Raw genomic sequence first — 23,163 nt, forward strand, 5'->3', positions numbered from 1 at the left:
ATCGCCGCTGCGAGCAGGGTCGCCCACCAGTCCACGGATAACCGGTTCACGACGCAATGGTGGCGTGCAGCGCCCGGCCGACCAAGGAATTGGCTCGCGCTGAATTTAGCCCCGCGGGCGGGGGCTGAGCTCGTCGAGCAGCGCGATGACCCGGGCCGCGAGCTCGTCGATGTCGGCGGCGGCGGTGTCGAGCACCAGCTCCGGGTTCTCGGGGGGCTCGTACGGCGCGTCGATACCCGTGAGGCCCTTCAGCTCGCCGCGGCGGGCGCGCGCGTAAAGACCCTTGGGATCCCGCTTCTCGCACTCCGATAGCGACGTGGCGACGTGCACCTCGATGAACGGCAGCTTGGCGGCGTCGTTGAGCGCGCGGGCCGTCTCGCGATCGGACCGCAGCGGCGACACCAGCGACGCCAGCGCGACCACGCCGGCGTCCGCCAGCAGCCGGGTCAAATGGCCGACGCGCCTGATGTTTTCGGTGCGGTCACCGGGGGAGAAGCCCAGGTCGTCGGACAGGCCGTGGCGCAGGTTGTCCCCGTCGAGCAGGTAGGCGACCCGTCCGGATTCGACGAGGGCGCGTTCGACGGCCACCGCGATGGTCGACTTGCCGGAGGCCGGCAGGCCGGTGAACCAGATGGTCGCGCCGGCCTGCCCGGTGGCGCGCCACCGGTGCCCGCGGTCCAGCGCCGAGGGGTGCCAACGGATGTCGGTGCGCGGATGGGTGCCGGGCTTGACCTCCCGCGCCTCGACGATGGTGCCGGCGCCGACGGTGTCGTTGGTGGTTTCGTCGATCAAAATGAACGCGCCGGTGTCCCGGTTGTCGGCGTAGCCGTCGGCGATGACGGTCGAACTGGTTCGCAGGGTCACGGTGCCGATGTCGTTGAGCACCAACTCAACCGGCTGGTCGAGCTCGTCGAGGGTCTCGGGGTCCAGCCGCGAATGCAGTTCCTGCACGGTGGCCCGCACCGTCTTGGTCGTCTGCTTGAGCGCCAGCCGGTCACCGGCCCGCAGCGGCGAGTCCACGAACCAGCACACCGTCGCGTCCAGCTCTCGGGCCAGCACCGGCACGACCGCGTCGTCCGCGCCGCTGATCAGCACGTCGCCGCGGCCCACGTCGATGTCGTCGGCCAGCTCGACCGAAACCGACAGTGGCGCAACGGCCGTCGTGCGGCTGTCGTCCAGGGTGTCCAGCGCGGTCACCGTCGAGCGGGTGCCGGCGGGCAGGGAGACGACCGGGTCGCCGACGCGCAGCGTGCCCGCCGCGAGCCGCCCGGTGTAGCGGCGGCGCACGTCGGCGGTCGGGCGCGACACCCACTGCACCGGCAGCCGCAGCCGCGCCGCCTCGGCGTTGGGCGCGGTCAGCTCGACGCCTTCGAGGTATTCCAGCAGCGTCGGGCCGTCGTACCACGGCGTGCGGTCGGAGGGGTGCACGACGTTGTCGCCGTGCTTGGCCGCGATCGGGATCACGGTGATGTCGACGCCACCCAGGCGATCCGCCAGCCGGCGCAGCTGGTCTTCCACCTCGGTGAATCTGGCCCGGTCGAAATCGATCAGGTCGATCTTGTTCACCGTCGCGACAAAGTGCTTGATCCCCAACAACTTTGCGATGCGGGCGTGCCTGCGTGTCTGGCGCAGCACCCCGGCGCGCGCGTCGACCAGCAGGATCGCCACGTGCGCGTTGGAGGCGCCGGTGAACATGTTGCGGGTGTAGCGCTCGTGGCCGGGGGTGTCGGCGAGGATGTAGCTGCGGGTGACGGTGGAAAAGAAGCGGTAGGCGACGTCGATGGTGATGCCCTGTTCGCGCTCGGCGCGCAACCCGTCGCTCAGCGCCGCCAGGTCGGCAACGCCCTCGTCGTCGGTGACGGCGGCCAGGTGGTCCAGCGGCAGGCTGTCGGTGTCGTGCAGCAGACGCCCGATCAGGGTGCTCTTCCCGTCGTCCACCGATCCGGCGGTGGTGATGCGCAGCAGCTGACGCGTGACGTCCTTGCGGGGCTGGAATTGCTCTGTGTGCTCGGAGTTTTCGGTCGCGGTCATCAGAAGTAACCCTCTCGCTTGCGGTCTTCCATCGCGGCGGCCGAGGTGCGGTCGTCGGCGCGCGTCTCGCCGCGCTCGGAGACGGTGGCCGCGGAAATCTCCTCGATGACCCCGGCGATGTCGGTGGCGCGCGAGCGCACCGCCCCGGTGATGGTCAGGTCGCCGACGGTGCGGTACCGCACCCATTCGACGGCCGAGGTCTCGCCGTCGCGGGGCGAGGCGTACTCCGACACCGCAAGCAGGATGCCGTCGCGTTCGAAGACCTCGCGTTCGTGTGCGTAGTAAATCGACGGTATTTCAAGGTTTTCCAGCTCGATGTAGCGCCACACGTCGAGCTCGGTCCAGTTGCTCAGCGGGAACACCCGAACCTGCTCGCCCTTCTTGATCCGCCCGTTGTAAAGCGACCACGGCTCGGGGCGCTGCGCGCGGGGATCCCACTGGCCGAACTCATCGCGGAAGCTCAGGATGCGTTCCTTGGCGCGGGCCCGCTCCTCGTCGCGGCGGGCGCCGCCGAAGGCCGCGTCGAAGCCGCCGGCCTCCAGCGCGTCGAGCAGCGTGCGGGTCTGCGCCCGGTTGCGCGAGGCCCCGGGCCCCGGGTCGGGCACGCGGCCGTTGTCGATGGATTCCTGCACCGAGGCGACGATCAGTTTGTGGCCCTGGCCGGTGACCCGGCGATCGCGGAACTCGATGACTTCACCGAAGTTGTGGCCGGTGTCCACATGCATCACCGGGAAAGGCAGCGGCAGCGGCCGAAAGGCCTTCTCCGCCAAGCGAAGCAGCACGATCGAGTCCTTGCCCGCCGAGAACAGCAGGACCGGCCGCTCCAATTCGGCGACCACCTCGCGGATGATGTGCACCGCTTCGGCCTCCAGCAGCCGCAGTTCGTCGACGCGCCGCGTCTCCGCCAGTGTCACCGTCATGTCGGCAGCCCCTCCCTCTCGGCATCGGCACGATAGCGGTCTACCCATTCATCGGAACGTTGATCGGCTTGACGCTCCAGCACCGGCTCGGGCGCCAGCCGCGGGTCGAGCCCCAGTTTCTCGAGGATGGTGGCCACCACCTGAGTCAGGTTGCGCCACAACACCGGATATGAAATCTCGATGGGTTTTATGTCCTCCTCGACGAACCAGTTGCGCCAGCCCTGCTCCTGGGCGCGCAGCATGGTGACGACGTGGGCGATCGCCCCGGCGTGGTAGGTGGCGCGCGCGTCGCGGACCGGGTCGGGCCGGCCGCGCCACACCCGCGTCTGCACCGCCCGCCAGAAGGACACCGCCTGCGAGATCACGTCGGGCCGGTAGACGTAGACCAAAAGAGGTTCCTCGCCGACGACGTCGCGGATCGCGGCCCGCAGGCCGTCGCCCGAGCGGTCGGGCAGGTCTTTCGCCCGGCTCAACAGCAGCGGGGTCTGGTTCCACATCAGTTTGCCGCCCCACACGCCGTTCGGTGTCCTGCCGACGGTGCGGATGTAGTCACGCCACACCTCGGCCGGTGCGAGGTCGGGGTTTCCCTCGTCGAGCGGATCGAGCAGGCTCACGATGGACTCGTCGTCGACGCCGGCGAACCACTCCCGCGGCTGCGGGGCCTGGCTGGTGTTGGGCAGGTACTGGAAAAACTCCTGGGGCTCGCCGGCCACGCCGGTCGCGCGCAGCGATTCCACCAGCAGCGTGCTGCCGCTGCGCTGGGAGGCCAGCACCAAATACGACGACGGAGTTTCTGTCACCTAGGAAGCCTATCCGGTGGCAAATCGGCTGCAACACATTGAATTAGCTTCAGGCTGAGCATAACCATTGCGCCGGGCGGCGGCCGTTTCGGTGCGGGCGCGCAATGGCGGGAGCCGAATGCGATGATAGCCGTCCGTACCCAGCAATTGCCAACGGGAGAGACATTGGCGATCAAAGCGCGTGCCAAGGCGTCGGCCCGCCGAATCATCTGGCGGGCCGACCGCGGTACTACGACCGATCTGCGTCGACGCTTTGTGCCGCTGGATCCGTTGAGCGTCGACCGTTTCCGTGATCACCTGCGCGAGAACTGGTCGACGAAGGACTATTGGGATTCCGACGTCGGGCGCCGCGACATCGAGGAGCACACGTTCGGACGCCTGGTCTACGACCGGCACGAATACGTGCCGTGGCTCGATGCGCTTCGGCCCCTCGATGGGGCCCGGGTGTTCGAAATCGGCTGTGGCACCGGCTCGTCCGTCATGGCCCTGATCGAGCAGGGCGCCGAGGTGACGGGGGTCGATGTGGCGCCGGAATCCATCGAGGTTTCGCGCGCGCGATTGCGGTTTTTCGGCCTCCGTCAACCGCCCCTGCATCACCTCAACGCGACCGAGATCGGCGCGAATTTCGAGCACTCCAGCTTCGATTTCGTCATTTTCTTCGCGTCGCTAGAGCACATGACGCATCGCGAGCGCCTGGGCAGTTTGCGGGCGGCCTGGCAATTGTTGGCCGACGGCGGAATCCTCTGCATTATCGAGGCGCCCAATCGGCTGTGGCTGTACGACGACCACACCGCCGACCTGCCGTTTTTTCATTGGCTACCGGACGAGATCGCCCTGGAATATTTCAAGCAGACGCCGAAGTACCGGGCGTCGGCGTTCGACACGACCGCCGAGGACGCCACGCTGCGACTCACCCGGCGCGGCCGGGGCGTGAGCTACCACGACATCGAGCTGGCCCTGGGTCCCGTCACGGGCCTGGAGTTCCTGGCCGACCGGCAGAGCTTCCAGATGAAGCAGAACCCGCTGCGCCGGCTGTACTACCTGCAGTCCAGCAACCGCCGCTACGCCAACCTGCTGCGCCGGCAGCGCCCCGACCTGCCTTTCGGCCTGTTCACGCCCTACCTCAACGTCGCGATCCGAAAGGCGGCGCCCTAGCCGGGCGCCGCCCCGTCACGCGTGCGGGCAGAAGATGCCCAGGATTTGTTGGCAGTTGTCCTTGTTGATGAGCCCCGGCGGCGGCGGCGGGGGCGGCGCCGGCGGATTGTCGCCGTCCCAGATGTTTTGGGCGACGTTGCCCTGCCCGAAGTAGACGTAGTAGTAGGTGTGGCAGATGTTGTTGTCCCAACGGACCGGGTTGGTGACGTGGTTGCCGGTCGGCGGCAAGGGCTCGCCCGGGCACCAGCGGTGCGGGCCGCCGTCGGCGTGGGCGGTACCCGCGGCCAGTCCGAGACCGGCGACACCCACCCCGCCGGCCACCAGCGCGGTCGTCGCCAACCGCACGATTCGTCGCATCATGGTTGTCCTTCTCCTCCAAATCGCGGTCCGGGTGGCCCGCGTTCGCATGGAAGTCGATAACGCCGCGGCCGCTACCGATCCCAACTGAATGCGTTGAGTTTGCCGCCGGCCGCTTGCGAAAAGCTTGCGTTTCGCGCGCGATCACCAGAGCGCGCGGCGTCCCGGTGAGACGATTTTTCGATGGACCACGACGACGCCGAAAGGCGCATCGCTTCGGGCGCGCCGACGGCGGGCGGCTGGCTCACCGCCGAGCAGGTGCACAACACTGTCCCCCGCACCGGCGCCCGCCGGTTTGCTCCGCCGACCGCCGGCCCGTTGGCCGCCCGCCACGGCTCAGCGCGGCATGCCGTCGGCGAGACCTGGCTCGGCCGGGCGCGGAACGTCGCCGTCGGGTTCGTGGCCCGGATCATCGAGGACACGCCGTAGCGGCTCGGTCGCCCGCAACCCGAGCGAAAACACCAGCCGCGCTTCGGAATCCGACAGTGAGGCCGACAACAGTCTTTCGATGCGCCGCACCCGGTAGCGGACCGTGTTGGGATGCACGCCCAGCAGCCGAGCGGCGGCGCCGACGTCCCCGAAGCTGTCCAGATAGACCCGCAGCGTCTCGGAGAGCACCGGATCCCGCTCCCGCAGGGCGCGTATCCGCGGATCGATCAGCCTTTCGTCGGCGCGCACCAGGGCAACGATCTCGTCGAGCAGGACGGTGGTGCGGGCCTCGGCCAGCGACGTCACCTGGCCGATCGAAAGCGGGTGCCGCTCGGCGCTATCGAGCACCCGGTCCACCTCGCTGCGCGCGGCTGCCACCTCCGTCAGCCCGGCGAGCGGCGCGGCGATGGCTGCCCGCAGCTCGACACCGATTTCGGTGCGCAGCGCGGCGATCGTGCCGCGAACCCACGAGGTGACCGAGCGCGTCGCCCCAGTCTGCGGCAGCAGCGCATAGATCCGCGAGCCGTTGGAGGCGACCTGGGCGTCTCGCCGAAAAGCGCTGGCGCTCAACGCCAAAACGTCGGCCAGCCGGGGATGACGGGTCCCGGCGGCATCCCACCCGATCAGTGCCGCGGCGCCGTCCGCGGACAGGCCGAGCTCGGAGGCGATGGCCGCCACGTCGGCGGGTTCGCCGTCGCGGAGGCCCAGCAGCTGCTGCACCCGTCGCGCGTGCGTGGACGGCCGCGCGGCCAGCCGAGACATGATGCGGGCGGCCAGCACCGCCGCACCCCGCAGGATGTCGTCGGCGTCCTCGGCCAGCGGCTGCGAACCCTGCTGCACCCAGATGGTGCCGGCGAACAGCGGCGGTCGACGGACCCCCTCCGGCGGCCGGTGGATCCCGATCGCCAGCCGCGGGCGCAGCCCGAGCTCCGGGCGCTCCGCCACGCGCACCACCTCGCCGCTGGATCGCAGCGCGTCGAAGATGCCCCACTGGGCGATCCACTTCAGGTGCTCCGGCGGGCCGGCGCGGCCGAGGATGGAAAGGCGGCGCAGCTCGTCGGCCTCGTCGTTGGACGCCGAATAGGCAAGCACGTGCGAATCGGCGTCTTCGATGCTGACCATGCCGTGGATGCGGTCGGCCAGCGACTGCGCCAGACCGAAGAGATCCGTGCCCGAATCGTCGACCGGGCCGCCGTCGCCGTGATGCTGCGCGACGTGGTTGACCAACTGGTAGAGCCGCTCCCAGCGGGCCCGCGGCTCCACCGCCACCACCGCCGAGCCCGTTTCGACCGCCGCGGCCACCAGCGCGTTCGAGGGCTCCTTGGCAAAGATCGCCGTCGGCGCCCGGACGCGCGCCTGGCGATCCAGCCACCGCAACGCCTCGTCGTCGGTGACGCCGAGCAGGAAGAAGACGTCGGCCGAGGCGACCGCCGCCGCCAGGCCCAACCGCACGTCGTCGGAGTCGATCAGCGCCGCCGAGGCCACCGGAAGGTCCAGGCCCCGCGGCGCGTCGACCAGCCTGACCAGCGTCGCGTCCAGCGCGAGCAACAGCTGGCCCAGCCCGACACCGGCCGCCCGCATATTGTCCGATCGTACTAGGTGCTGTCTTCAATCTTGGTGATTCCGCCAACCAGATTCGGCGTCGCGGCGAGGATCCTGGCGACATGGACGCGATCACCCAGGTGCCGACGCCGGCCAACGAGCCGGTCCACGACTACGCCCCCCACTCCCCGGAGCGCACCCGCCTCCTGCACGAACTGAGCGCGCTGGCCGAGCACCCCATCGACCTGCCGCACGTCATCGGCGGCGAGCACCGGATGGGCGACGGTGAGCGCATCGACGTCGTCCAGCCGCACCGGCACGCCGCGCGCTTGGGCACCCTGACCAACGCCGGGCACGCCGACGCCGCGGCGGCGATCGAGGCCGCGATGGCCGCCAAGAACGCTTGGGCGGCGCTGCCTTTCGACGAGCGGGCCGCGGTGTTCCTGCGGGCGGCCGACCTGCTGGCCGGGCCGTGGCGGGAGAAAATCGCGGCGGCCACGATGCTGGGCCAATCGAAATCGGTCTACCAGGCCGAGATCGACTCGCCCTGCGAGCAGGTCGACTTCTGGCGGTTCAACGTGGCGTTCGCCCGCCAGATTTTGGCGCAGCAGCCGATCAGCGGCCCCGGCGAGTGGAACCGCAGCGACTACCGCCCGCTGGACGGCTTCGTCTATGCGATCACGCCGTTCAACTTCACCTCGATCGCCGGAAACCTGCCCACCGCGCCGGCGCTGATGGGCAACACCGTCGTCTGGAAGCCGGCGATCACCCAAACCTTGTCGGCGTACCTGACCATGCAACTGCTCGAGGCCGCCGGCCTGCCCCCCGGCGTCATCAACCTGGTCACCGGCGACGGCTTCGCGGTTTCCGATGTGGCGCTGGCCGATCCGCGCCTGGCCGGCATCCACTTCACCGGCTCGACCACCACCTTCCAAAGTTTGTGGCAGCGGGTCGGGACGAACATCGGCCGCTACCGAAGCTACCCGCGACTGGTCGGCGAGACCGGCGGCAAGGACTTCGTCGTCGCGCATGCCTCGGCGCGCCCGGACGTGTTGTGCGCGGCTCTGATTCGCGGGGCCTTCGACTATCAGGGCCAGAAGTGCTCGGCGGCGTCGCGGGCGTACATCGCGCACTCGGTGTGGCAGCGCATGGGGGACGAGTTCCTGGGCGCGACGGCCGCGCTGCGCTACGGCGACGTCACCGACCTGACCAATTTCGGTGGCGCGCTGATCGACCGGCGCGCGTTCGACAAGAACGTCACCGCCATCGAGCGGGCCAAGGGCGCACCGGGGGTCACCATCGCCGTGGGCGGCGAATACGACGACAGCGAGGGGTATTTCGTGCGGCCGACGGTGTTGCTGTCCGACGACGTGGGCGACGAGGCGTTCTCGACCGAATACTTCGGGCCGCTGCTGTCGGTGCACGTCTACCCCGACGCCGCCTACGAGAGGATCCTCGACGTCATCGACGGCGGGTCACGCTACGCGCTCACCGGCGCCGTCATCGCCGACGATCGCCGGGCCGTGCTGACCGCGCAGGACCGGCTACGGTTCGCCGCCGGCAACTTCTACGTCAACGACAAGCCGACCGGCGCGGTCGTCGGGCGTCAGCCGTTCGGCGGTTCGCGCGGCTCGGGCACCAACGACAAAGCCGGCTCGGTGCTGAACCTGTTGCGGTGGACGTCAGTTCGCACCATCAAGGAGACGTTCGTCCCGGCGACGCGGCACACCTATCCGCACATGGAGTCCGACTGATGGCCGGGGTCTTCGCACACACCGTTCGGCCGGCGATCATGGCCGCCGCCCGGTGGGAGGGACTGCGCCGCACCGCCGAGCGGATGCCGGTCACCCGCAAGGTGGTGGCCCGCTTCGTGCCCGGCGAGACGATCGGCCAAGCCCTGGACACCGTTGCGGCGCTTCGGGGCTCGGGCCGCTACGTGAGCGTCGACTACCTGGGTGAGGGCGTCGCCAACGCCGACGACGCGGACGCGGCGGTGCGGGTCTACCTCGATGTGATCGACAGGCTGGGCCGGTACGGCGCGGGCGCCGACGGCGTGCGGCCGCTGGAGGTGTCGCTGAAGCTGTCCGCGCTGGGGCAGGCGCTGGAACGCGACGGGGAAAAGATCGCCCGCGAAAACGCCTTCACGATCTGCGACGCCGCTCGGCGGGCCGGCGTGTGGGTGACGGTGGACGCCGAGGACCACACCACCACCGATTCCACGCTGTCGATCGTCCGCGACCTGCGCGCCGACTTCCCATGGCTGGGAATGGTTTTGCAGGCCTACCTGCGGCGCACGCTGGGGGACTGCGAGGAGTTCGCCGCCGCCGGCGCGCGGGTCCGGCTGTGCAAGGGGGCCTACGACGAGCCGGCGTCGGTGGCTTATCGCGATCGCGCCGACGTCACCGGCTCCTACCTTCGCTGCCTGCGAGTGCTGATGGCCGGTTCCGGTTATCCCATGGTGGCCACCCACGACCCGGCAGTGATCGAACGGGTGCCGGCGCTGGCACGCGCATCCGGACGAAGCGCCGTCGATTTCGAGTATCAGATGCTGTACGGCATCCGCGACCGCGAGCAGCGGCGGCTGGCCTACGACGGGAACCAGGTCCGGGTGTACGTCCCGTTCGGCAGCCAGTGGTACGGATACTTCATGCGGCGGCTGGCCGAGCGCCCCGCCAACCTGGCGTTTTTCCTGCGGGCGGTCGCGCGGAGCAAGATGTGATGCGTGAGCTGGAAGAGATACGAGGCACGGGCGCTCGCGGATGCGACCCTCACCGGCGGGGCCCTGCACGCCGCGCTCGAAGACTATGTGCGCGTGCGCAACCCGCACTTGACGGACATCCGGCTGGACGCGGCAACCGCGACCGAGGCGTATGAGACGGGCGTCCAACCGCCCCGCCGGTGGTATCAGGTCAGCTACCTGGCCGACGATGGCGGGGGCGCCTAAGGGGTAGTCGGGTCTGGGGTAGTCGCGCGCATATGCACCGGGGGCCTGGCCGGGCGTTTGTGCGCTCAGGGATTCGAGTGTGTACTCACGGATTCGATTGTGTATTCACGCATTTTAGTGTGTACTCACGGTTGAAAAATCGCGGCATTCCCGCCGCAGCTTCACACTGAAAGCCGTGGCTTCACAATCGACGCCGTGGTTTCACACTCAGAGCCGTGGCTTCACACGGAAAGCCCTTGCCGCGCAATCGCAAGGCCCCGGCTACGCCCGGCGAGGCCGCGGGCGATCGCCGGCGAGTCCGCGCACCACATGCGCGCGCACGAATTCGGCTGCCACCGCGGGGTCGTCCATGTCCAGGGTCGACGACGGCGTGCTGAACAGCGAAAACAGTATGCGCGCGAACCATTCCCCGGCGGCCCGGACGTCCAGGTCCTTGCGCACCTCGCCGGTGAGCTTGGCGGCCGACAGGTAGGGCGCCAAGAAGTCGACGCATTCGCGCAGCAGCACCGCCGCGTCCTTGGTCAGCAGCAGGCTGATCGCGTCCTCGTCGAAGTTCCTGCCGGACGCGATGACCCGCCGCGCCTGTGTCACGAAAACGGCGGCATGGCTGAGCTTTTCCTCCAGCGAACTGCCTCGGTCCATCGCCTGGGACATCTCGCGATAGAACTGCTCGGACGCGTGCTCGGCGCACGCCTCCAGGATGGCGCTCTTGTCGTTGAAGTACTCGTAGACCGTGCTTCGGGAGACGTGGGCGGCCCGGGCGATATCGACGATCGTCGTCTTGTTCAGGCCGTGCCGACAGAAACATTCGTACGCGGACTTGACGATCAGTTCGCGGGTATCGGTCGCGGTCTCGTGGATCATCCGGCCGGCGCGAGGATCAGCCCGCTGGTGGGAACGCCGGTTCCCGACGTGACGAGCACGTGCTCGACGCCCTCGACCTGGTTGTGCGAGGTGCCGCGGATCTGGCGCACCCCCTCGGTGATGCCGTTCATCCCGTGGATGTAGGCCTCGCCGAGCAGCCCGCCGTTGGTGTTGATCGGCAGCTCGCCACCGAGCGATAGCCGTTCGACCGTGGCGAAGTCCTTGGCCTCGCCGCGCCCGCAGAAACCGAGCTCCTCGAGCTGGGTGAACACGAACGGCGTGAAATGGTCGTAGATGAACGCTGTTTGGATGTCTTTGGGCTTGAGGCCGGAATCGCGCCACAGCCGTTCGGCGACCACTCCCATTTCCGGCAGGCCGGTGATGTCGTCGCGGTAGTAGCTGGTCATCATTTCACCGTTGGCGGCGGCGCCCTGCGCGGCCGCGGCGATGACGGCCGGCGGCTGCCGCAGGTCGCGAGCGCGTTCGGCGCTGGTCACCACCAGCGCGACGCCGCCGTCGCTTTCCTGGCAGCAATCCAGCAGCCGCAGCACGGGTTCGACGATCCACCGGGAGTTCTGGTGGTCTTCCAGGGTGATCGGGCGCTGGTAGAACCACGCGTCGGGGTTGCGCGCCGCGTGCGCGCGGTCGACGACGGCGATCCGGCCGAAATCCTCGTTGGTCACACCGTAGGTCGACATGTAGCGCTGGGCGTGCAGCGCGACCCAGGCCGCGGGAGTGAGCAACCCGAACGGCGCGTAGTGCGCCATGAACGGGGGAGTCCCCAGGTCGGTGCGGCCGCTGCCACCGAAGCGCATGCCGGATCGTTCGTTGAACGCGCGGTAGCACACGACGACGTCGGCGATGCCGGTCGCGACGGCCATCGCCGCGTGCACCACTGTCCCGGCCGCCGCCCCGCCGCCGTGCGGCACGCGGGAAAAGAAGCTCAGGTCGCCGATGCCCACATTGCGCGCCACGTCGATCTCGTCGCTCGAGTCCATGGTGAAGGTGACCATGCCGTCGACGTCGCCGGGCGCCAGCCCGGCATCGTCGAGCGCGGAACTGACTGCCTCACAGGCTAATTGCAGCTCGCTGCGCCCGGACTGTTTGGAGAACTCGGTTTGACCGATCCCCGCGATGGCGCAGCTGCCCGGCAGCACGCCGCTCATGTTCCCGACGACCCGTCGAGCAGGCTGAGGACCGCGGTCCCCGAGACGTGGTCGCCGAGGCTGTTGGAGCCCTTGAAGGTCACCTCGACGAAGTTCTCCCCGCCGGAACCCGGCGTCTTGCCGGTCACGCTGCCGGTGAAGCGCAGCGGATCGTCGGGGAAGCACGGGACGCCAAGGCGAATCGACAGGTTCTTCACCATCGCCTCGGGTCCGGCCCAGTCGGTGAGGAAACGCACGCAGTAACCGTTGGTGGTCAAAATGTTCATGAACAGGTTCTGCGAGCCCTGTTGGTTGGCGTAGTCGCGGTCGTGATGGACCGGCATGAAGTCGCGCGACGCGATGGCACCGGCGACGATCAGCGTTGTGGTGATGGGGATTTCGAGCGGCGTGACCTCGTCGCCGACGACGATGTCGGCCCACTCGAGCGTGGTGGTGCGGGTGGGGGTCGTCGTCATCGGCGTCCTTCCAAAGCCGCGGGCCGAAACTGGTGCAGCACCAGGTCATTATCGAAGGACTGGTAGTAGACCTCGACCGGCATGCCGACCGTGACATCGGCCGGCTCGATGCCGCACAGGTTCGAAACCAGCCGCACCCCCTCGTCGAGCTGCACCAGCACCACGATGTAGGGATAGTCGAAGAAGGGGAACCGGGGCTCGAGCGGCATCACGTAGCTGTAGACCGTGCCGCGGCCCGCCGACTCGACCGTGTCCCAGTCCAGGGAACGGCAGCCGGGACACATGGGGCGCGGCGGGTGGCGCAGCGCGCCGCATCCGCCGCAGCGCTGGATCAGCAGTTTGCGCTCGCGCAGCCCGTTCCAGAAGAATTCGGTGTCCGGGCCTATCGCCGGTGCCAGCCGGGGCGCCATCAGCGTTCCGGCCTGAATCGCAGCACGCGAAATCGCTGTCGCCCCAACAGCTCACCGTCCTGGTCGCGGTAGGTGATCACCCACGTCAAAAAGTACCCGGTCCCCAGCGCGGTCTTCTTCTGGTCCGAGACCTCCTCGAACACCGACGTCGAGCTCACGACATCGCCGAGCCTCGGATAGCGTTCGATCTCGAACTCCGAGTTGGTGGCCACGGTGCTGGTGTATCCGGCCTTGTCCAGGAACGCCGTTGGATTGCCGTCCATCTCGACGGGGACGCCGCCTCGCTCTTTGATCCCCTCCAGTTTCGGGGCCGGCATTATCCAGGTCTGCAGCATGACCGGCGGCGAGACGATGCCACCGAACCGCGACGACGCCGCGAAGTCCGGATCGAGGTAGACCGGGTTCATGTCGCCCATCGCGTGGGCCCAGTGCCGGATCATCGGCTGGTTGACCGGATCCGGTCCCACCGAGGGCATTGCGGTGCCGCTGGTGGGCTGGCCCACGAGGGCGCGCAGCTTGTCGCGCACTTCGGCTTCGTCGTCGGTCACTGACTTGAACTCCAATCTATCCGCACCCGAACCGCACCGGCATTCGCTTCACGCCGGGCACCATCGTGGCACGCATCCGATCCACTTCGCCGACCAACTCTAGATTCGGGAAGCGCCGCAGCAACTCGTCGAACATGACCGACGCCTCCAGGCGCGCCAATTGCGCACCGACGCAAGAATGTTCGCCGCACCCGAACGCGATGTGGGGGTTCGGATGGCGGATCACCTTGAACTCCTCGGCGTCGGCGCCGAAGATGTCCTCGTCGCGGTTGGCCGACCCGTAGAGCATCACAACCGTGTCGCCTTCGGCGATGCGCTGTCCCCGTATCTCGACGTCGGTCACCGCGGTGCGGGCCATGTGCACCACTGGGCTGTTCCACCGCAGCATCTCTTCGACGGCGCGCGGGATCAGCGACCGGTCCTCGATGAGCAGGCGGCATTGGTCGGGGTGGGCGATCAGCGCGAGGGTGCCCAGCGCGATGAGGTTGCGGGTGGTTTCGTTGCCGGCGACCAGTAGCAAGAAGGCGAAGTTGAGCAGGTCCTCATCGGTCAGGCGGATGCCGTCGATCTCGGCGCCGGCCAGCACCGACAGCAGGTCGTCGCGGGGCTCGGCGCGCCGCGCCGCGATCAGCTTCTGGAAATACTCGAACAACTGGCCCATGGCCACCAACGGGTCCAGTTCGATCTCGGGGTCCGCGGTCCCGGTGGCCGCGTCCGACCACGCCCGGAATTGCTCCCAGTCGTCCGGCGGCGCCCCGATCAGCTCGGCGATCATCCGGGTGGGCAGCGGCGCGGCGATCTCTTCGGCGAACTCGTGAACCGAGTCGGGTTCGATCGCGTCGAGGATTTCACTGACGATCTCGCGAACCTTAGGCTCCAGCAAGGAAACTCGCCGCCGGGTGAATCCGGAGTTGATCAGCTTGCGCAGCTGCCGGTGCCGGGGCGGGTCGGTGAAGATCAGGTTGCCCGGCTGCACCGCGTTCGGGATCGCCGGGTCCGGAATGTTGATGCCTTCGGTCGAGGTGAACGTCGCGGGATTGCTCGATACGTAGCGGATGTCTTCGTACTTCAGCAGCGCCCAGAAGTGGGTGACGTCGTTCCAGCAGACCGGGGAGGTGGCGCGCAGTTCGCGATACGCCGGGTATGGGTCGCCGGCGTAGAAGTCGGGGGAGTGCAGCGGAAAGGTGGTCTGCACGGCGTGCCTCCCTCAACGGACCCCGAAGGTCGAAATCCGACACATTGGGCCAATGTGTCCGCGCCGTTGTGTCTACCCTGGCGCGACCGCCGGTGTCAATAGACCGTCAAAGCCGCGAAATTGGGTCAGTTTCGGCATGCTGACGATTGACGCACCGACGCCACGGGTGAACACTGAGCCTCAAGATGACCGACCTTCGGGTGAGGACGCACATGGCCGAGAAACCACCTCCGGGACCGCTTGTCGACGCCTATCAGCTCTATATCGACGGCCGTTGGGTGGAACCGGAGGGCGGCCGCTACGACGACGTCGACCCGGCCACCGAGCAGACCATCGGCACCGCGCCCGACGCGAGCGTCGCGCAAGTCAGCGACGCGATCGCGGCCGCGCGCCGCGCCTTCGACGGCGGGGCGTGGGGGACCACGAGCCCCGAGGGGCGGGCCCGGTGCCTCAACCAGCTCGGCGAGGCGCTGGTCAAGCACGCCGACGAGTTCTGCGCGCTGTCGCAGGCCGAGTGGGGCTGCGTCGCCAACGAACGCGTGATGCAGATCGACGGTGCCGGATACATGTCCATGCACGCCGCCCAGCTCGCCACCGAGCTGACCGACGAGCCGGTCACCGGGATAGGCGCGGGAACGACGCTGCTGCGGCGCGAGCCGCTGGGCGTCGTATCGATCCTGACGCCGTGGAACTTCCCGCACTGCCTCAACGTCATGAAGGTGAATAACGCTCTGGCGGCGGGCAATACGGTCGTGCTCAAGCCCTCGCCGCTGACGCCGCTGGCCGGGCTCGCGCTCGCGCGCCTCATCGACGAGGAGACCGACATCCCGCCCGGCGTGGTCAACGTCGTGACGCCGTCGGGGATCGAGGGCGCCCGGCTGCTCACCACCGACCCCCGCGTCGACATGATCAGCTTCACCGGCAGCTCGGCCGTCGGCTGCGAGGTGATGCGCGCCGCCGGCGACGCGATGAAGCGCCTGCTGCTCGAGTGCGGCGGGAAGTCGGCCAGCATCGTCCTCGACGATGCGCAGCTGACCGACGACACGCTGCGGCAGATGCTGTTCGACGGCTGTTCGCTGCACGCGGGGCAGGCCTGCATCCTGCACAGCCGGCTGCTGCTGCCCGACGCGCTGCACGACGACGTCGTCGACCGGCTCGTCGCCCTGGCCCGCGACATCAAGGTGGGCGACCCCAGGGACCCCGAGGCCCAGATGGGCCCCCTGATCAGCGCGGCGCAGCGGGACCGCGTCCAAGCGCACGTCGACGGCGCGGTCAACGACGGGGCCAAGCTGGCCACCGGCGGCGGTCGCCCGGCCGGCCGCGACGTCGGCTACTACTTCGAGCCGACGATCCTCACCGACGTCGACCCCGATTCCGCGGTCGCCCAGGAAGAGGTGTTCGGGCCGGTGCTGTCGGTGCTGCGCTACCGCGACGATGACGACGCCGTCGCGATCGCCAACAACTCTCGCTACGGGCTGTCCGGCGCAGTGTGGGGCGCCGACGTGGACCGGGCCGTCGGCGTGGCCCGCCGGATCCGCACCGGCCAGGTCGCGGTCAACGGCGTCGGTCCCGGCGACGCACCGTTCGGCGGCTTCAAGCTGAGTGGGTTCGGCCGGGAGAGCGGCGGGATCACCGGGCTGCATCAGTACATGGAGGTCAAGGCCATCGGGGTCCCCGCCTGACCGGTGAGCCTGTGAGGCTTTTGTCAACTGCTCGTCACATGCGAAGCTGCTGGCATGGCCATCCAGATCGCCCGCCCGAAGCTCGAAGGGAACGTCGCCGTCGGGCAGGACCGCCAGATCGGGTTCGCCGAGTTCGGCGACCCCCAGGGGCGGGCGATGTTCTGGCTGCACGGGACGCCCGGCGCCCGCCGTCAGATCCCGACCGAGGCCCGCGTCTACGCCGAACAGAACCGCATCCGGCTCATCGGCCTCGACCGGCCGGGCATCGGCTCCTCGACGCCGCATCGCTACGAGAACATTCGGGCGTTCGGCGAGGACCTGCGGACCATCGCCGACACGCTGGGCATCGACAAGATGGCCGTCATCGGCCTGTCGGGCGGTGGTCCGTACGCGCTCGCGTCGGCGGCGGTCCTGCCCGATCGCGTGGTGGCCGTCGGTGTGCTCGGGGGCGTCGCGCCGTTCCTCGGTGGCGAGGGCGTCACCAGCGGCCTGATGAACCTGGGCAAGCGGGTGGCGCCGCTGCTGAGAATCGGCGGTGACCCGCTGCGGATCGGCGCGAGCCTGGTGGTCCGGATGATCCGCCCGGTCGCGAATCCCGCGCTGTATCTGTACGCCGCGATATCGCCTGAGGGCGACCGGCGCCTGCTCACCCGGCCGGAGTTCGGCGCCATGTTCCTCGACGACCTGCTCAACGGCAGCCGCAAGCAACTGGCGGCGCCCTTCAACGACATCATCCTGTTCACCCGCGACTGGGGGTTTCGCCTCGACGAGGTCAAGGTCCCGGTCCGCTGGTGGCACGGCGACAGCGACCACATCGTCCCGTTCTCCCACGGCGAGCACGTCGTGTCCCTGCTGCCCGACGCCGAGCTGATCGTGCTGCCCGGCGAGAGTCATCTGGGCGGGCTGGGCCGCGGCGAGGAGATCCTGTCCACGCTGACCAAAATCTGGGACGAGCAGGGCTGACCGGCGGTCGTCGAACCGCCCGCGGGTAGCCTGCATTCGTGCTGCTGGCATCCCTGAATCCCTCTGCCGTCACCACCACCGACATTGCGGACGCGGTCAGAATCGACGGCGCCACGCTGAGCCGCAGCGACCTGGTCGGCGCCGCGACGTCGGTGGCCGAGCGCGTCGCCGGCGCCAGCCGCGTCGCGGTGCTGGCCAAGCCGACCGCCTCGACCGTGCTGGCGATCACCGGTTGCCTGATCGCCGGTGTCCCCTTCGTCCCGGTCCCCTCGGACGTCGGGGCGTCCGAGCGCCGGCACATGCTCACCGACTCCGGGGCCGAAGCCTGGCTGGCGCCGGAACCGGACGAGCCGGAAGGCTTGCCGCACATACCCGTTCGCTTGCATGCCCGCTCCTGGCACCGGTATCCCGAGCCGTCGCCCGACGCCACCGCGATGGTCATCTACACCTCGGGCACCACCGGGCTGCCCAAGGGCGTGCTGCTGAGCCGCCGGGCGATCGCCGCCGACCTGGACGCGCTGGCCGAGGCGTGGCAGTGGACGGCCGACGACGTGCTGGTGCACGGCCTGCCGCTGTTTCACGTGCACGGGCTGGTGCTGGGCCTGCTTGGGTCGCTGCGCATCGGAAACCGCTTCGTGCACACGGGAAGACCGACGCCGGCCGGCTACGCCGCGGCGCGTGAGGAGGCCGGCGGCACGCTGTTTTTCGGGGTGCCCACGGTGTGGTCGCGGGTGGTGGCCGACGAGTCGGCGGCATCGGCGCTGCGGCCGGCGCGGCTGTTGGTGTCGGGCAGCGCCCCGCTGCCGGTCCCGGTGTTCGACGGGCTGTCCCGGCTCACCGGGCACCAGCCGATCGAACGCTACGGCGCCTCGGAATCGCTGATCACGATTTCCACCCGGGCCGACGGCGAGCGGCGCGCGGGCTGGGTGGGCCTGCCGGTCGCCGGCGTGGAAACCCGGCTGCTCGACGACAACGACAACCCGGTGCCGGCCGACGGGGAAACCGTTGGGCGCCTTCATGTTCGCGGCCCGACGATGTTCGACGGCTACCTGAATCGGCCCGAGGCCACCGCCGAGGTCTTCGACGCCGACGGCTGGTATCACACCGGCGACGTCGCCGTCATCGACGACGGCGGCATGCACCGCATCGTCGGGCGCGAGTCGGTCGACCTCATCAAGTCCGGCGGATACCGCGTCGGGGCGGGCGAAATCGAGACGTCGCTGCTCGGCCACCCCGGCGTGCGGGAGGCCGCGGTCGTCGGGCTGCCCGACGAGGACCTGGGCCAGCGCATCGTCGCGTTCGTCGTCGGCTCCCCGCAGCTGCAGGCCGACGAGCTGATCAACCATGTGGCCCAGGAGCTGTCCATCCACAAGCGGCCGCGGGAGGTGCGGATGGTCGACGCGCTGCCGCGCAACGCCATGGGCAAGGTGCTCAAGAAGCAGCTGCTCTCCGAGGGCTGAGCTTTCGGTCGAAGGGCCGCCGCCGGGAACCGTCGCGGCCCTTAGGCGACACGCAGGATTTTGTCAGGTTCTCCGTCGAGCGAGACCGCGAAGCTTCACCTACCGTCGTACAGATGAGTAGACGTAACCGAGCACTCGGCGGCCCCCATGGGTGAGCCCGGCCGCCCGGCCGGCGCGACGGTCCTCGCTCGCCCCGCCGCCACGCCGATGCGCCGGGTGGCGGCCGCCTGCCTGGTCGGCTCCGCCATCGAGTACTACGACTTCCTCATCTACGGCACGGCCGCGGCGCTGGTGTTCCCGACGGTGTTCTTCCCGCACCTGAGCCCCACCGTCGCGATGATCGCGTCGATGGGCACGTTCGCGACGGCGTTTCTGTCCCGGCCGCTCGGCGCGGCCGTGTTCGGCTACTTCGGCGACCGGCTGGGCCGCAAGAAGACCCTGATCGCCACGCTGTCGATCATGGCCGTGTCCACGGTGTCGGTCGGCCTGGTGCCCAGCACGGCGGCCATCGGCGCGGCGGCGCCGCTGACCCTGATGGCGCTGCGGCTGCTGCAGGGGTTCGCCGTCGGCGGCGAGTGGGCGGGGTCGGCGCTGCTGAGCGCCGAATACGCGCCGGCGGGCAAGCGCGGCCGCTACGGCATGTTCACCCTGCTGGGCGGCGGTACCGCGGGGGTGCTGTCCAGCCTGACGTTCCTGGGCGTCAACGTCAGCATCGGTGAGCACAGCCCCGCGTTCATGCAGTGGGGATGGCGGCTGCCGTTTTTGATCAGCGCGGCGCTGATCGGCATCGCCCTCTACGTGCGGCTCAACATCGACGAGACCCCGGTGTTCGTCGAGGAGAAGGCGCGAAACCTGGTGCCCAAGGCGCCGCTGCGGGAGTTGCTGCGGCTGCAGCGCCGCGAAATCGTGCTGGCCGGCGGCAGCATCCTGGGCGGCCTGGGGTTTGCCTACATGGGCAACACGTATCTGGCCATGTACGCCAATGCGCACCTGGGCTATTCGCGAACCTTCATCTGGTCCGTCGGGGTGCTCGCCGGGTTGGTGAGCATCACGTCGGTCTCGCTGTCGGCCACGCTGTGCGACCGGGTCGGGCGTCGCCGCCTGATGCTGATCGGGTGGTCGGGCTGCCTGCCCTGGGCGTTCGTGGTGATGCCGCTGCTGGACACCGGCAACCGGGTCTGCTACGTCATCGCGATCCTGGGCATGTGCGCGATCGCGGGGATCGGGTCCGGCCCGACCGGGGCGTTCATTCCGGAGTTGTTCGCCACCCGCTACCGCTACAGCGGTTCGGCCCTGGCGATCAACCTGGCGGGCGTGGTGGGCGGCGCCCTGCCGCCGCTGCTCGCCGGGACGCTGCTGGCCACCTACGGGAGCTGGGCGATCGGCCTCATGCTGGGTGCCCTCATGTTGACCGGCCTGGTGTGCACCTACCTGCTGCCGGAAACCAACGGCACGACGCTCGGATCGGGCGCAAAGGACGCGACCCGCTAGTTGGCGTGCAGGTCCTCGTTGAGGGCGATGCCCTGGCCGTCGCGGGCCACCACCTCGACCGCGCCGGTCACCGAGTTGCGCCGGAACAGCAGGTTGTTCGCCCCGGACAGCTCGCGGGCCTTGACCGTCTTCCCGTCGGGGGTGCTGACCTTGGTGCCGGCGGTGACGTACAGCCCGGCCTCGACGACGCAGTCGTCGCCCAGCGAGATGCCCAGCCCGGCGTTGGCGCCGAGCAGGCAGCGCTTGCCGATCGAGATGACCTCGGTACCGCCCCCGGACAGCGTGCCCATGATCGACGCGCCGCCCCCGACGTCGGAGCCGTCGCCAACCACCACGCCGGCCGAGATGCGGCCCTCGACCATCGACGCGCCCAGGGTGCCGGCGTTGTAGTTGACGAAGCCTTCGTGCATGACGGTGGTGCCCGGCGCCAGGTGGGCGCCCAGCCTGACGCGGTCGGCGTCGGCGATGCGCACCCCGGTGGGCAGCACGTAATCGACCATCCGCGGGAACTTGTCGATGCCGTAGACGGTCACCGGCCCGTGCCGGCGCAGCCGCGCCCGGACCGCCTCGAAGCCCTCGATCGCGCAGGGGCCGCGGTTGGTCCACACGACGTTGGTCAACACCCCGAACAATCCGCCGGCGTTCAACCCGTGCGGCGCCACGATGCGGTGCGACAGCAGATGCAGCCGCAGGTAGGCGTCGTGGGCGTCGGTGGCCGGGTCGTCGAGCGAGCCGATGACGGTGCGCACCGCGACGGTCTCGGTGCCGCGGTCGTCGTCGCGGCCGACCAGCGCGGCCAATTCCGGGGGGATGTCCGACAGGGCGAGCCGTGACGTTGCGCTGGCGCCGCCCTCGGTCAGCTCCGGGGCCGGGAACCACGTGTCGAGGACCGACCCGTCGAAGGTTAGTGTCGCCAACCCGATGCCCGCAGCTCCAGTCACGGCCGACAGGTTACTTGGGCCTCGCCGCAACAGGCGGACCCACTACCCTTGGGGCGTGCTGGACTTGCGTGGCGACCCGATCGAGCTGACCGCGGCTCTGGTCGACATCCCCAGCGAATCGCGCGACGAGGCGCGCCTCGCCGACGAGGTGGAGGCCGCGCTGCGCGCCCAGACTCCCCAGGCTTTGGGGTACGAGATCGTGCGCAACGGCAACGCGGTGCTGGCCCGCACCCACCGACAGCTGCCGTCGCGGGTGCTGCTGGCCGGGCACCTCGACACCGTCCCGGCGGCCGATAATCTGCCCAGCCACCGCGAAAACGGCGACCTCTACGGCTGCGGCACCGCCGACATGAAATCCGGGGACGCGGTCTTCCTGCACCTGGCGGCCACCGTGGCCGACCCGGCCCACGACCTGACCCTGGTGTTCTACGACTGCGAGGAAATCGACGCCGCCGCAAACGGTTTGGGCCGCATCCAGCGCGAGCTGCCGGACTGGCTGGCCGCCGACGTGGCGATCCTGGGCGAGCCCACCGCCGGCTACATCGAGGCCGGCTGCCAGGGCACGCTCCGGGTGGTGATCAGCGCGACCGGCGCCCGCGCCCACTCGGCGCGATCATGGTTGGGCGACAACGCCATTCACAAGCTGGGCGCCGTCCTGGACCGGCTGGCGTCCTACGGCGCGCGCACCGTCGACATCGACGGGTGTGAATACCGCGAGGGGTTGTCGGCGGTGCGCATCGACGGCGGGGTCGCCGGCAACGTGATCCCCGACGCCGCGTCGGTGACGGTCAACTTCCGCTTCGCGCCGGACCGGTCGGTGGACCAGGCGCTGCAACACGTGCGCGACGTCGTCGACGGGCTCGACGTCCGGATCGAGCTGACCGACGCCGCGGCGGGGGCGTTGCCCGGCCTGTCGCAGCCCGCCGCCAAGGCGCTGGTCGAGGCCGCGGGCGGCCGCGTCCGGGCGAAGTACGGCTGGACCGACGTGGCGCGGTTCGCCGCGCTGGGCATACCGGCGGTCAACTTCGGGCCCGGCGACCCCAACGTGGCGCACCGCCGCGACGAACGGGTCCCGGTCGCCAACATCACCGCCGCGGTGGAGCTGCTGCGGGGCTACCTGAGCGCGTAGCTTCCTGTAGCACAACTTGCTCGCTGGATGGTGAAGACTGTCGCCCAGCGGGAATTGCGCAACGGGAACGCCAAGGTGATCGAAGCGGTAACGGCGGGTAAGACTTTCGTCGTCATGCGCAATGGCGAGCCGGTTGCGGAGCTGCGCCCGATTCGAGCGGGCCGCCGTGCTTTCATCTCCCGCGACGAAGTGGCGGCGCTGGCGACGTCCGCCGTGCGCATCGATCACCGACGCTTCCGCGCCGACACTGACGGCTTGATCGACCAAGGGCTCTGAGTTGTCGTCGGGCCTCCTCGACACCTCCGTCGTCGTCGAATGGCACGATCCAGCCGCGGTGACCGCACTCCCCGACGAGATCGCGATATCTGCGGTCACGGCAGCCGAATTGGCGGCGGGCCCGCACGTAACCGCGGACGCTGTGGAAGCGGCGAAACGGCAGGCCCGGCTGCAGGAGGTCGAGTCGCTCCTCGAACCTATTCCGTTCGATGCGGCCGCCGCACGCAGCTATGGACTCGTCGTTGCAGCAGTCGTTCGCGAAGGAAGGAGACCGATGAGCCGCTTCGCCGACCTACCGATCGCGGCGACCGCACACGCCAGCGGCCTGGACCTTTACACCCGAAACGGCGACGATTTTGCGGGCCTCGAAGGCCTTGTTTGGGTCCTGGCAATTTGAGCCGACGG

At 69.3% G+C, this 23,163-nt stretch carries 22 protein-coding genes and 1 pseudogene; 11 read left to right on the plus strand and 12 right to left on the minus strand.

The annotated features are described in order from the left end of the window. Nucleotides 1-105: 105 nt before the first annotated feature. The 3 genes from cysC to stf0 are packed head-to-tail and all read right to left on the minus strand — an operon-like array spanning nt 106 to nt 3,751. Entirely contained in the window at nt 106-2,031 is a 1,926-nt protein-coding gene (gene cysC, locus AWC19_RS00670) for an adenylyl-sulfate kinase (protein WP_085076180.1), read from the minus strand. Further along, nucleotides 2,031-2,951, minus strand: coding sequence for a sulfate adenylyltransferase subunit CysD (cysD, locus tag AWC19_RS00675; protein WP_085076181.1), 921 nt, complete (start codon nt 2,949-2,951; stop codon nt 2,031-2,033). Before cysD ends, cysC begins: the two co-directional genes overlap by 1 nt. After that, nucleotides 2,948-3,751 (minus strand): trehalose 2-sulfotransferase, encoded by an 804-nt coding sequence (stf0, locus tag AWC19_RS00680; protein ID WP_085076182.1) that lies wholly within the window; start codon nt 3,749-3,751, stop codon nt 2,948-2,950. Before stf0 ends, cysD begins: the two co-directional genes overlap by 4 nt. A gap of 165 nt (nt 3,752-3,916) precedes the next feature. Between stf0 and AWC19_RS00685 the strand changes: the two genes are divergently transcribed. Next, entirely contained in the window at nt 3,917-4,906 is a 990-nt protein-coding gene (locus tag AWC19_RS00685; protein WP_158090815.1) for a class I SAM-dependent methyltransferase, read from the plus strand. 15 nt (nt 4,907-4,921) lie between these two features. Here AWC19_RS00685 and AWC19_RS00690 read toward each other — a convergent pair whose 3' ends face one another. Then, complete coding sequence (locus tag AWC19_RS00690; protein ID WP_085076184.1) at nt 4,922-5,266, minus strand: hypothetical protein; 345 nt, start codon at nt 5,264-5,266, stop codon at nt 4,922-4,924. A 429-nt stretch (nt 5,267-5,695) separates the two neighbouring features. After that, a pseudogene (locus tag AWC19_RS00700) lies at nt 5,696-7,273 on the minus strand (PucR family transcriptional regulator); the annotation flags it as partial. Between the two features lie 83 nt (nt 7,274-7,356). Here AWC19_RS00700 and pruA point away from each other — a divergent pair. Genes pruA through AWC19_RS00715 form a run of 3 tightly spaced genes read left to right on the plus strand, consistent with a single transcriptional unit; the run spans nt 7,357 to nt 10,178 of the window. Further along, entirely contained in the window at nt 7,357-8,988 is a 1,632-nt protein-coding gene (pruA, locus tag AWC19_RS00705) for an L-glutamate gamma-semialdehyde dehydrogenase (RefSeq protein WP_085076187.1), read from the plus strand. Next, nucleotides 8,988-9,953 (plus strand): proline dehydrogenase family protein, encoded by a 966-nt coding sequence (locus AWC19_RS00710; protein WP_085076188.1) that lies wholly within the window; start codon nt 8,988-8,990, stop codon nt 9,951-9,953. Before pruA ends, AWC19_RS00710 begins: the two co-directional genes overlap by 1 nt. A 3-nt stretch (nt 9,954-9,956) precedes the next feature. Further along, entirely contained in the window at nt 9,957-10,178 is a 222-nt protein-coding gene (locus tag AWC19_RS00715; protein WP_085076189.1) for a hypothetical protein, read from the plus strand. A 261-nt stretch (nt 10,179-10,439) separates the two neighbouring features. On the opposite strand, the gene AWC19_RS00720 is transcribed toward AWC19_RS00715, so the two are convergent. The 6 genes from AWC19_RS00720 to AWC19_RS00745 all read right to left on the minus strand — a co-directional run bounded on the left by AWC19_RS00720 (nt 10,440) and on the right by AWC19_RS00745 (nt 14,816). Beyond that, nucleotides 10,440-11,042 (minus strand): TetR/AcrR family transcriptional regulator, encoded by a 603-nt coding sequence (locus tag AWC19_RS00720; RefSeq protein ID WP_085076190.1) that lies wholly within the window; start codon nt 11,040-11,042, stop codon nt 10,440-10,442. Next, the gene (locus AWC19_RS00725; protein ID WP_085076191.1) at nt 11,039-12,208 is read right to left on the minus strand and encodes a lipid-transfer protein; all 1,170 of its coding nucleotides are present in this window, start codon (nt 12,206-12,208) and stop codon (nt 11,039-11,041) included. Before AWC19_RS00725 ends, AWC19_RS00720 begins: the two co-directional genes overlap by 4 nt. Further along, complete coding sequence (locus AWC19_RS00730; RefSeq protein ID WP_085076192.1) at nt 12,205-12,663, minus strand: MaoC family dehydratase; 459 nt, start codon at nt 12,661-12,663, stop codon at nt 12,205-12,207. Before AWC19_RS00730 ends, AWC19_RS00725 begins: the two co-directional genes overlap by 4 nt. Then, nucleotides 12,660-13,073, minus strand: a complete 414-nt coding sequence (locus AWC19_RS00735; RefSeq protein ID WP_085076193.1) for a Zn-ribbon domain-containing OB-fold protein — start codon at nt 13,071-13,073, stop codon at nt 12,660-12,662. Before AWC19_RS00735 ends, AWC19_RS00730 begins: the two co-directional genes overlap by 4 nt. Next, nucleotides 13,073-13,549: a MaoC family dehydratase gene (locus tag AWC19_RS00740; protein ID WP_372508555.1), complete on the minus strand. Its 477-nt coding sequence runs from the start codon at nt 13,547-13,549 to the stop codon at nt 13,073-13,075. The genes AWC19_RS00735 and AWC19_RS00740 overlap by 1 nt, the downstream gene beginning before the upstream one ends. Before the next feature lie 88 nt (nt 13,550-13,637). Further along, nucleotides 13,638-14,816 (minus strand): cytochrome P450, encoded by a 1,179-nt coding sequence (locus AWC19_RS00745; protein WP_085076194.1) that lies wholly within the window; start codon nt 14,814-14,816, stop codon nt 13,638-13,640. Between the two features lie 212 nt (nt 14,817-15,028). Here AWC19_RS00745 and AWC19_RS00750 point away from each other — a divergent pair, with 212 nt between their 5' ends. The 4 genes from AWC19_RS00750 to AWC19_RS00765 all read left to right on the plus strand — a co-directional run bounded on the left by AWC19_RS00750 (nt 15,029) and on the right by AWC19_RS00765 (nt 20,412). Next, nucleotides 15,029-16,498, plus strand: coding sequence for an aldehyde dehydrogenase family protein (locus AWC19_RS00750; protein ID WP_085076195.1), 1,470 nt, complete (start codon nt 15,029-15,031; stop codon nt 16,496-16,498). Nucleotides 16,499-16,552: 54 nt separating this feature from the next. Beyond that, a complete protein-coding gene (locus tag AWC19_RS00755) occupies nt 16,553-17,461 on the plus strand; it encodes an alpha/beta fold hydrolase (protein WP_085076196.1) in 909 nt (302 codons plus the stop codon). A 38-nt stretch (nt 17,462-17,499) separates the two neighbouring features. Then, complete coding sequence (locus AWC19_RS00760) at nt 17,500-18,921, plus strand: acyl-CoA synthetase (RefSeq protein WP_085076197.1); 1,422 nt, start codon at nt 17,500-17,502, stop codon at nt 18,919-18,921. Nucleotides 18,922-19,128: 207 nt separating this feature from the next. Further along, nucleotides 19,129-20,412 carry an MFS transporter gene (locus tag AWC19_RS00765; protein ID WP_085076208.1) on the plus strand — a complete coding sequence of 428 codons (1,284 nt, stop codon included), beginning with the start codon at nt 19,129-19,131 and terminating at the stop codon, nt 20,410-20,412. On the opposite strand, the gene dapD is transcribed toward AWC19_RS00765, so the two are convergent. Then, nucleotides 20,409-21,362: a 2,3,4,5-tetrahydropyridine-2,6-dicarboxylate N-succinyltransferase gene (gene dapD / locus AWC19_RS00770; RefSeq protein WP_142280901.1), complete on the minus strand. Its 954-nt coding sequence runs from the start codon at nt 21,360-21,362 to the stop codon at nt 20,409-20,411. The genes AWC19_RS00765 and dapD overlap by 4 nt on opposite strands. Before the next feature lie 46 nt (nt 21,363-21,408). On the opposite strand from dapD, the gene dapE reads away from it, so the two are divergent. The 3 genes from dapE to AWC19_RS00785 are packed head-to-tail and all read left to right on the plus strand — an operon-like array spanning nt 21,409 to nt 23,155. Beyond that, on the plus strand, nt 21,409-22,482 hold the full coding sequence (dapE, locus tag AWC19_RS00775) for a succinyl-diaminopimelate desuccinylase (protein WP_085076199.1): 1,074 nt from the start codon (nt 21,409-21,411) through the stop codon (nt 22,480-22,482). Between the two features lie 27 nt (nt 22,483-22,509). Further along, nucleotides 22,510-22,758, plus strand: a complete 249-nt coding sequence (locus AWC19_RS00780) for a type II toxin-antitoxin system Phd/YefM family antitoxin (RefSeq protein WP_085076200.1) — start codon at nt 22,510-22,512, stop codon at nt 22,756-22,758. Nucleotide 22,759: 1 nt separating this feature from the next. After that, complete coding sequence (locus AWC19_RS00785) at nt 22,760-23,155, plus strand: type II toxin-antitoxin system VapC family toxin (protein WP_085076201.1); 396 nt, start codon at nt 22,760-22,762, stop codon at nt 23,153-23,155. Nucleotides 23,156-23,163 lie beyond the last annotated feature (8 nt).

It is taken from the genome of Mycobacterium palustre, from assembly GCF_002101785.1.
Lineage (GTDB): Bacteria > Actinomycetota > Actinomycetes > Mycobacteriales > Mycobacteriaceae > Mycobacterium > Mycobacterium palustre.

What these genes read in the sequence shown, in the direction of transcription:
- AWC19_RS00755 (WP_085076196.1), top strand. Translation starts at nt 16,553, where the DNA reads ATGGCCATCCAGATCGCCCGCCCGAAGCTCGAAGGGAACGTCGCCGTC.
- AWC19_RS00690 (WP_085076184.1), bottom strand. Translation starts at nt 5,266, where the DNA reads ATGATGCGACGAATCGTGCGGTTGGCGACGACCGCGCTGGTGGCCGGC.
- AWC19_RS00730 (WP_085076192.1), bottom strand. Translation starts at nt 12,663, where the DNA reads ATGACGACGACCCCCACCCGCACCACCACGCTCGAGTGGGCCGACATC.
- AWC19_RS00725 (WP_085076191.1), bottom strand. Translation starts at nt 12,208, where the DNA reads ATGAGCGGCGTGCTGCCGGGCAGCTGCGCCATCGCGGGGATCGGTCAA.
- pruA (WP_085076187.1), top strand. Translation starts at nt 7,357, where the DNA reads ATGGACGCGATCACCCAGGTGCCGACGCCGGCCAACGAGCCGGTCCAC.
- AWC19_RS00740 (WP_372508555.1), bottom strand. Translation starts at nt 13,549, where the DNA reads ATGCCCTCGGTGGGACCGGATCCGGTCAACCAGCCGATGATCCGGCAC.
- cysD (WP_085076181.1), bottom strand. Translation starts at nt 2,951, where the DNA reads ATGACGGTGACACTGGCGGAGACGCGGCGCGTCGACGAACTGCGGCTG.
- AWC19_RS00735 (WP_085076193.1), bottom strand. Translation starts at nt 13,073, where the DNA reads ATGGCGCCCCGGCTGGCACCGGCGATAGGCCCGGACACCGAATTCTTC.
- AWC19_RS00750 (WP_085076195.1), top strand. Translation starts at nt 15,029, where the DNA reads ATGGCCGAGAAACCACCTCCGGGACCGCTTGTCGACGCCTATCAGCTC.
- AWC19_RS00720 (WP_085076190.1), bottom strand. Translation starts at nt 11,042, where the DNA reads ATGATCCACGAGACCGCGACCGATACCCGCGAACTGATCGTCAAGTCC.
- cysC (WP_085076180.1), bottom strand. Translation starts at nt 2,031, where the DNA reads ATGACCGCGACCGAAAACTCCGAGCACACAGAGCAATTCCAGCCCCGC.
- AWC19_RS00780 (WP_085076200.1), top strand. Translation starts at nt 22,510, where the DNA reads ATGGTGAAGACTGTCGCCCAGCGGGAATTGCGCAACGGGAACGCCAAG.
- AWC19_RS00765 (WP_085076208.1), top strand. Translation starts at nt 19,129, where the DNA reads ATGCGCCGGGTGGCGGCCGCCTGCCTGGTCGGCTCCGCCATCGAGTAC.
- AWC19_RS00710 (WP_085076188.1), top strand. Translation starts at nt 8,988, where the DNA reads ATGGCCGGGGTCTTCGCACACACCGTTCGGCCGGCGATCATGGCCGCC.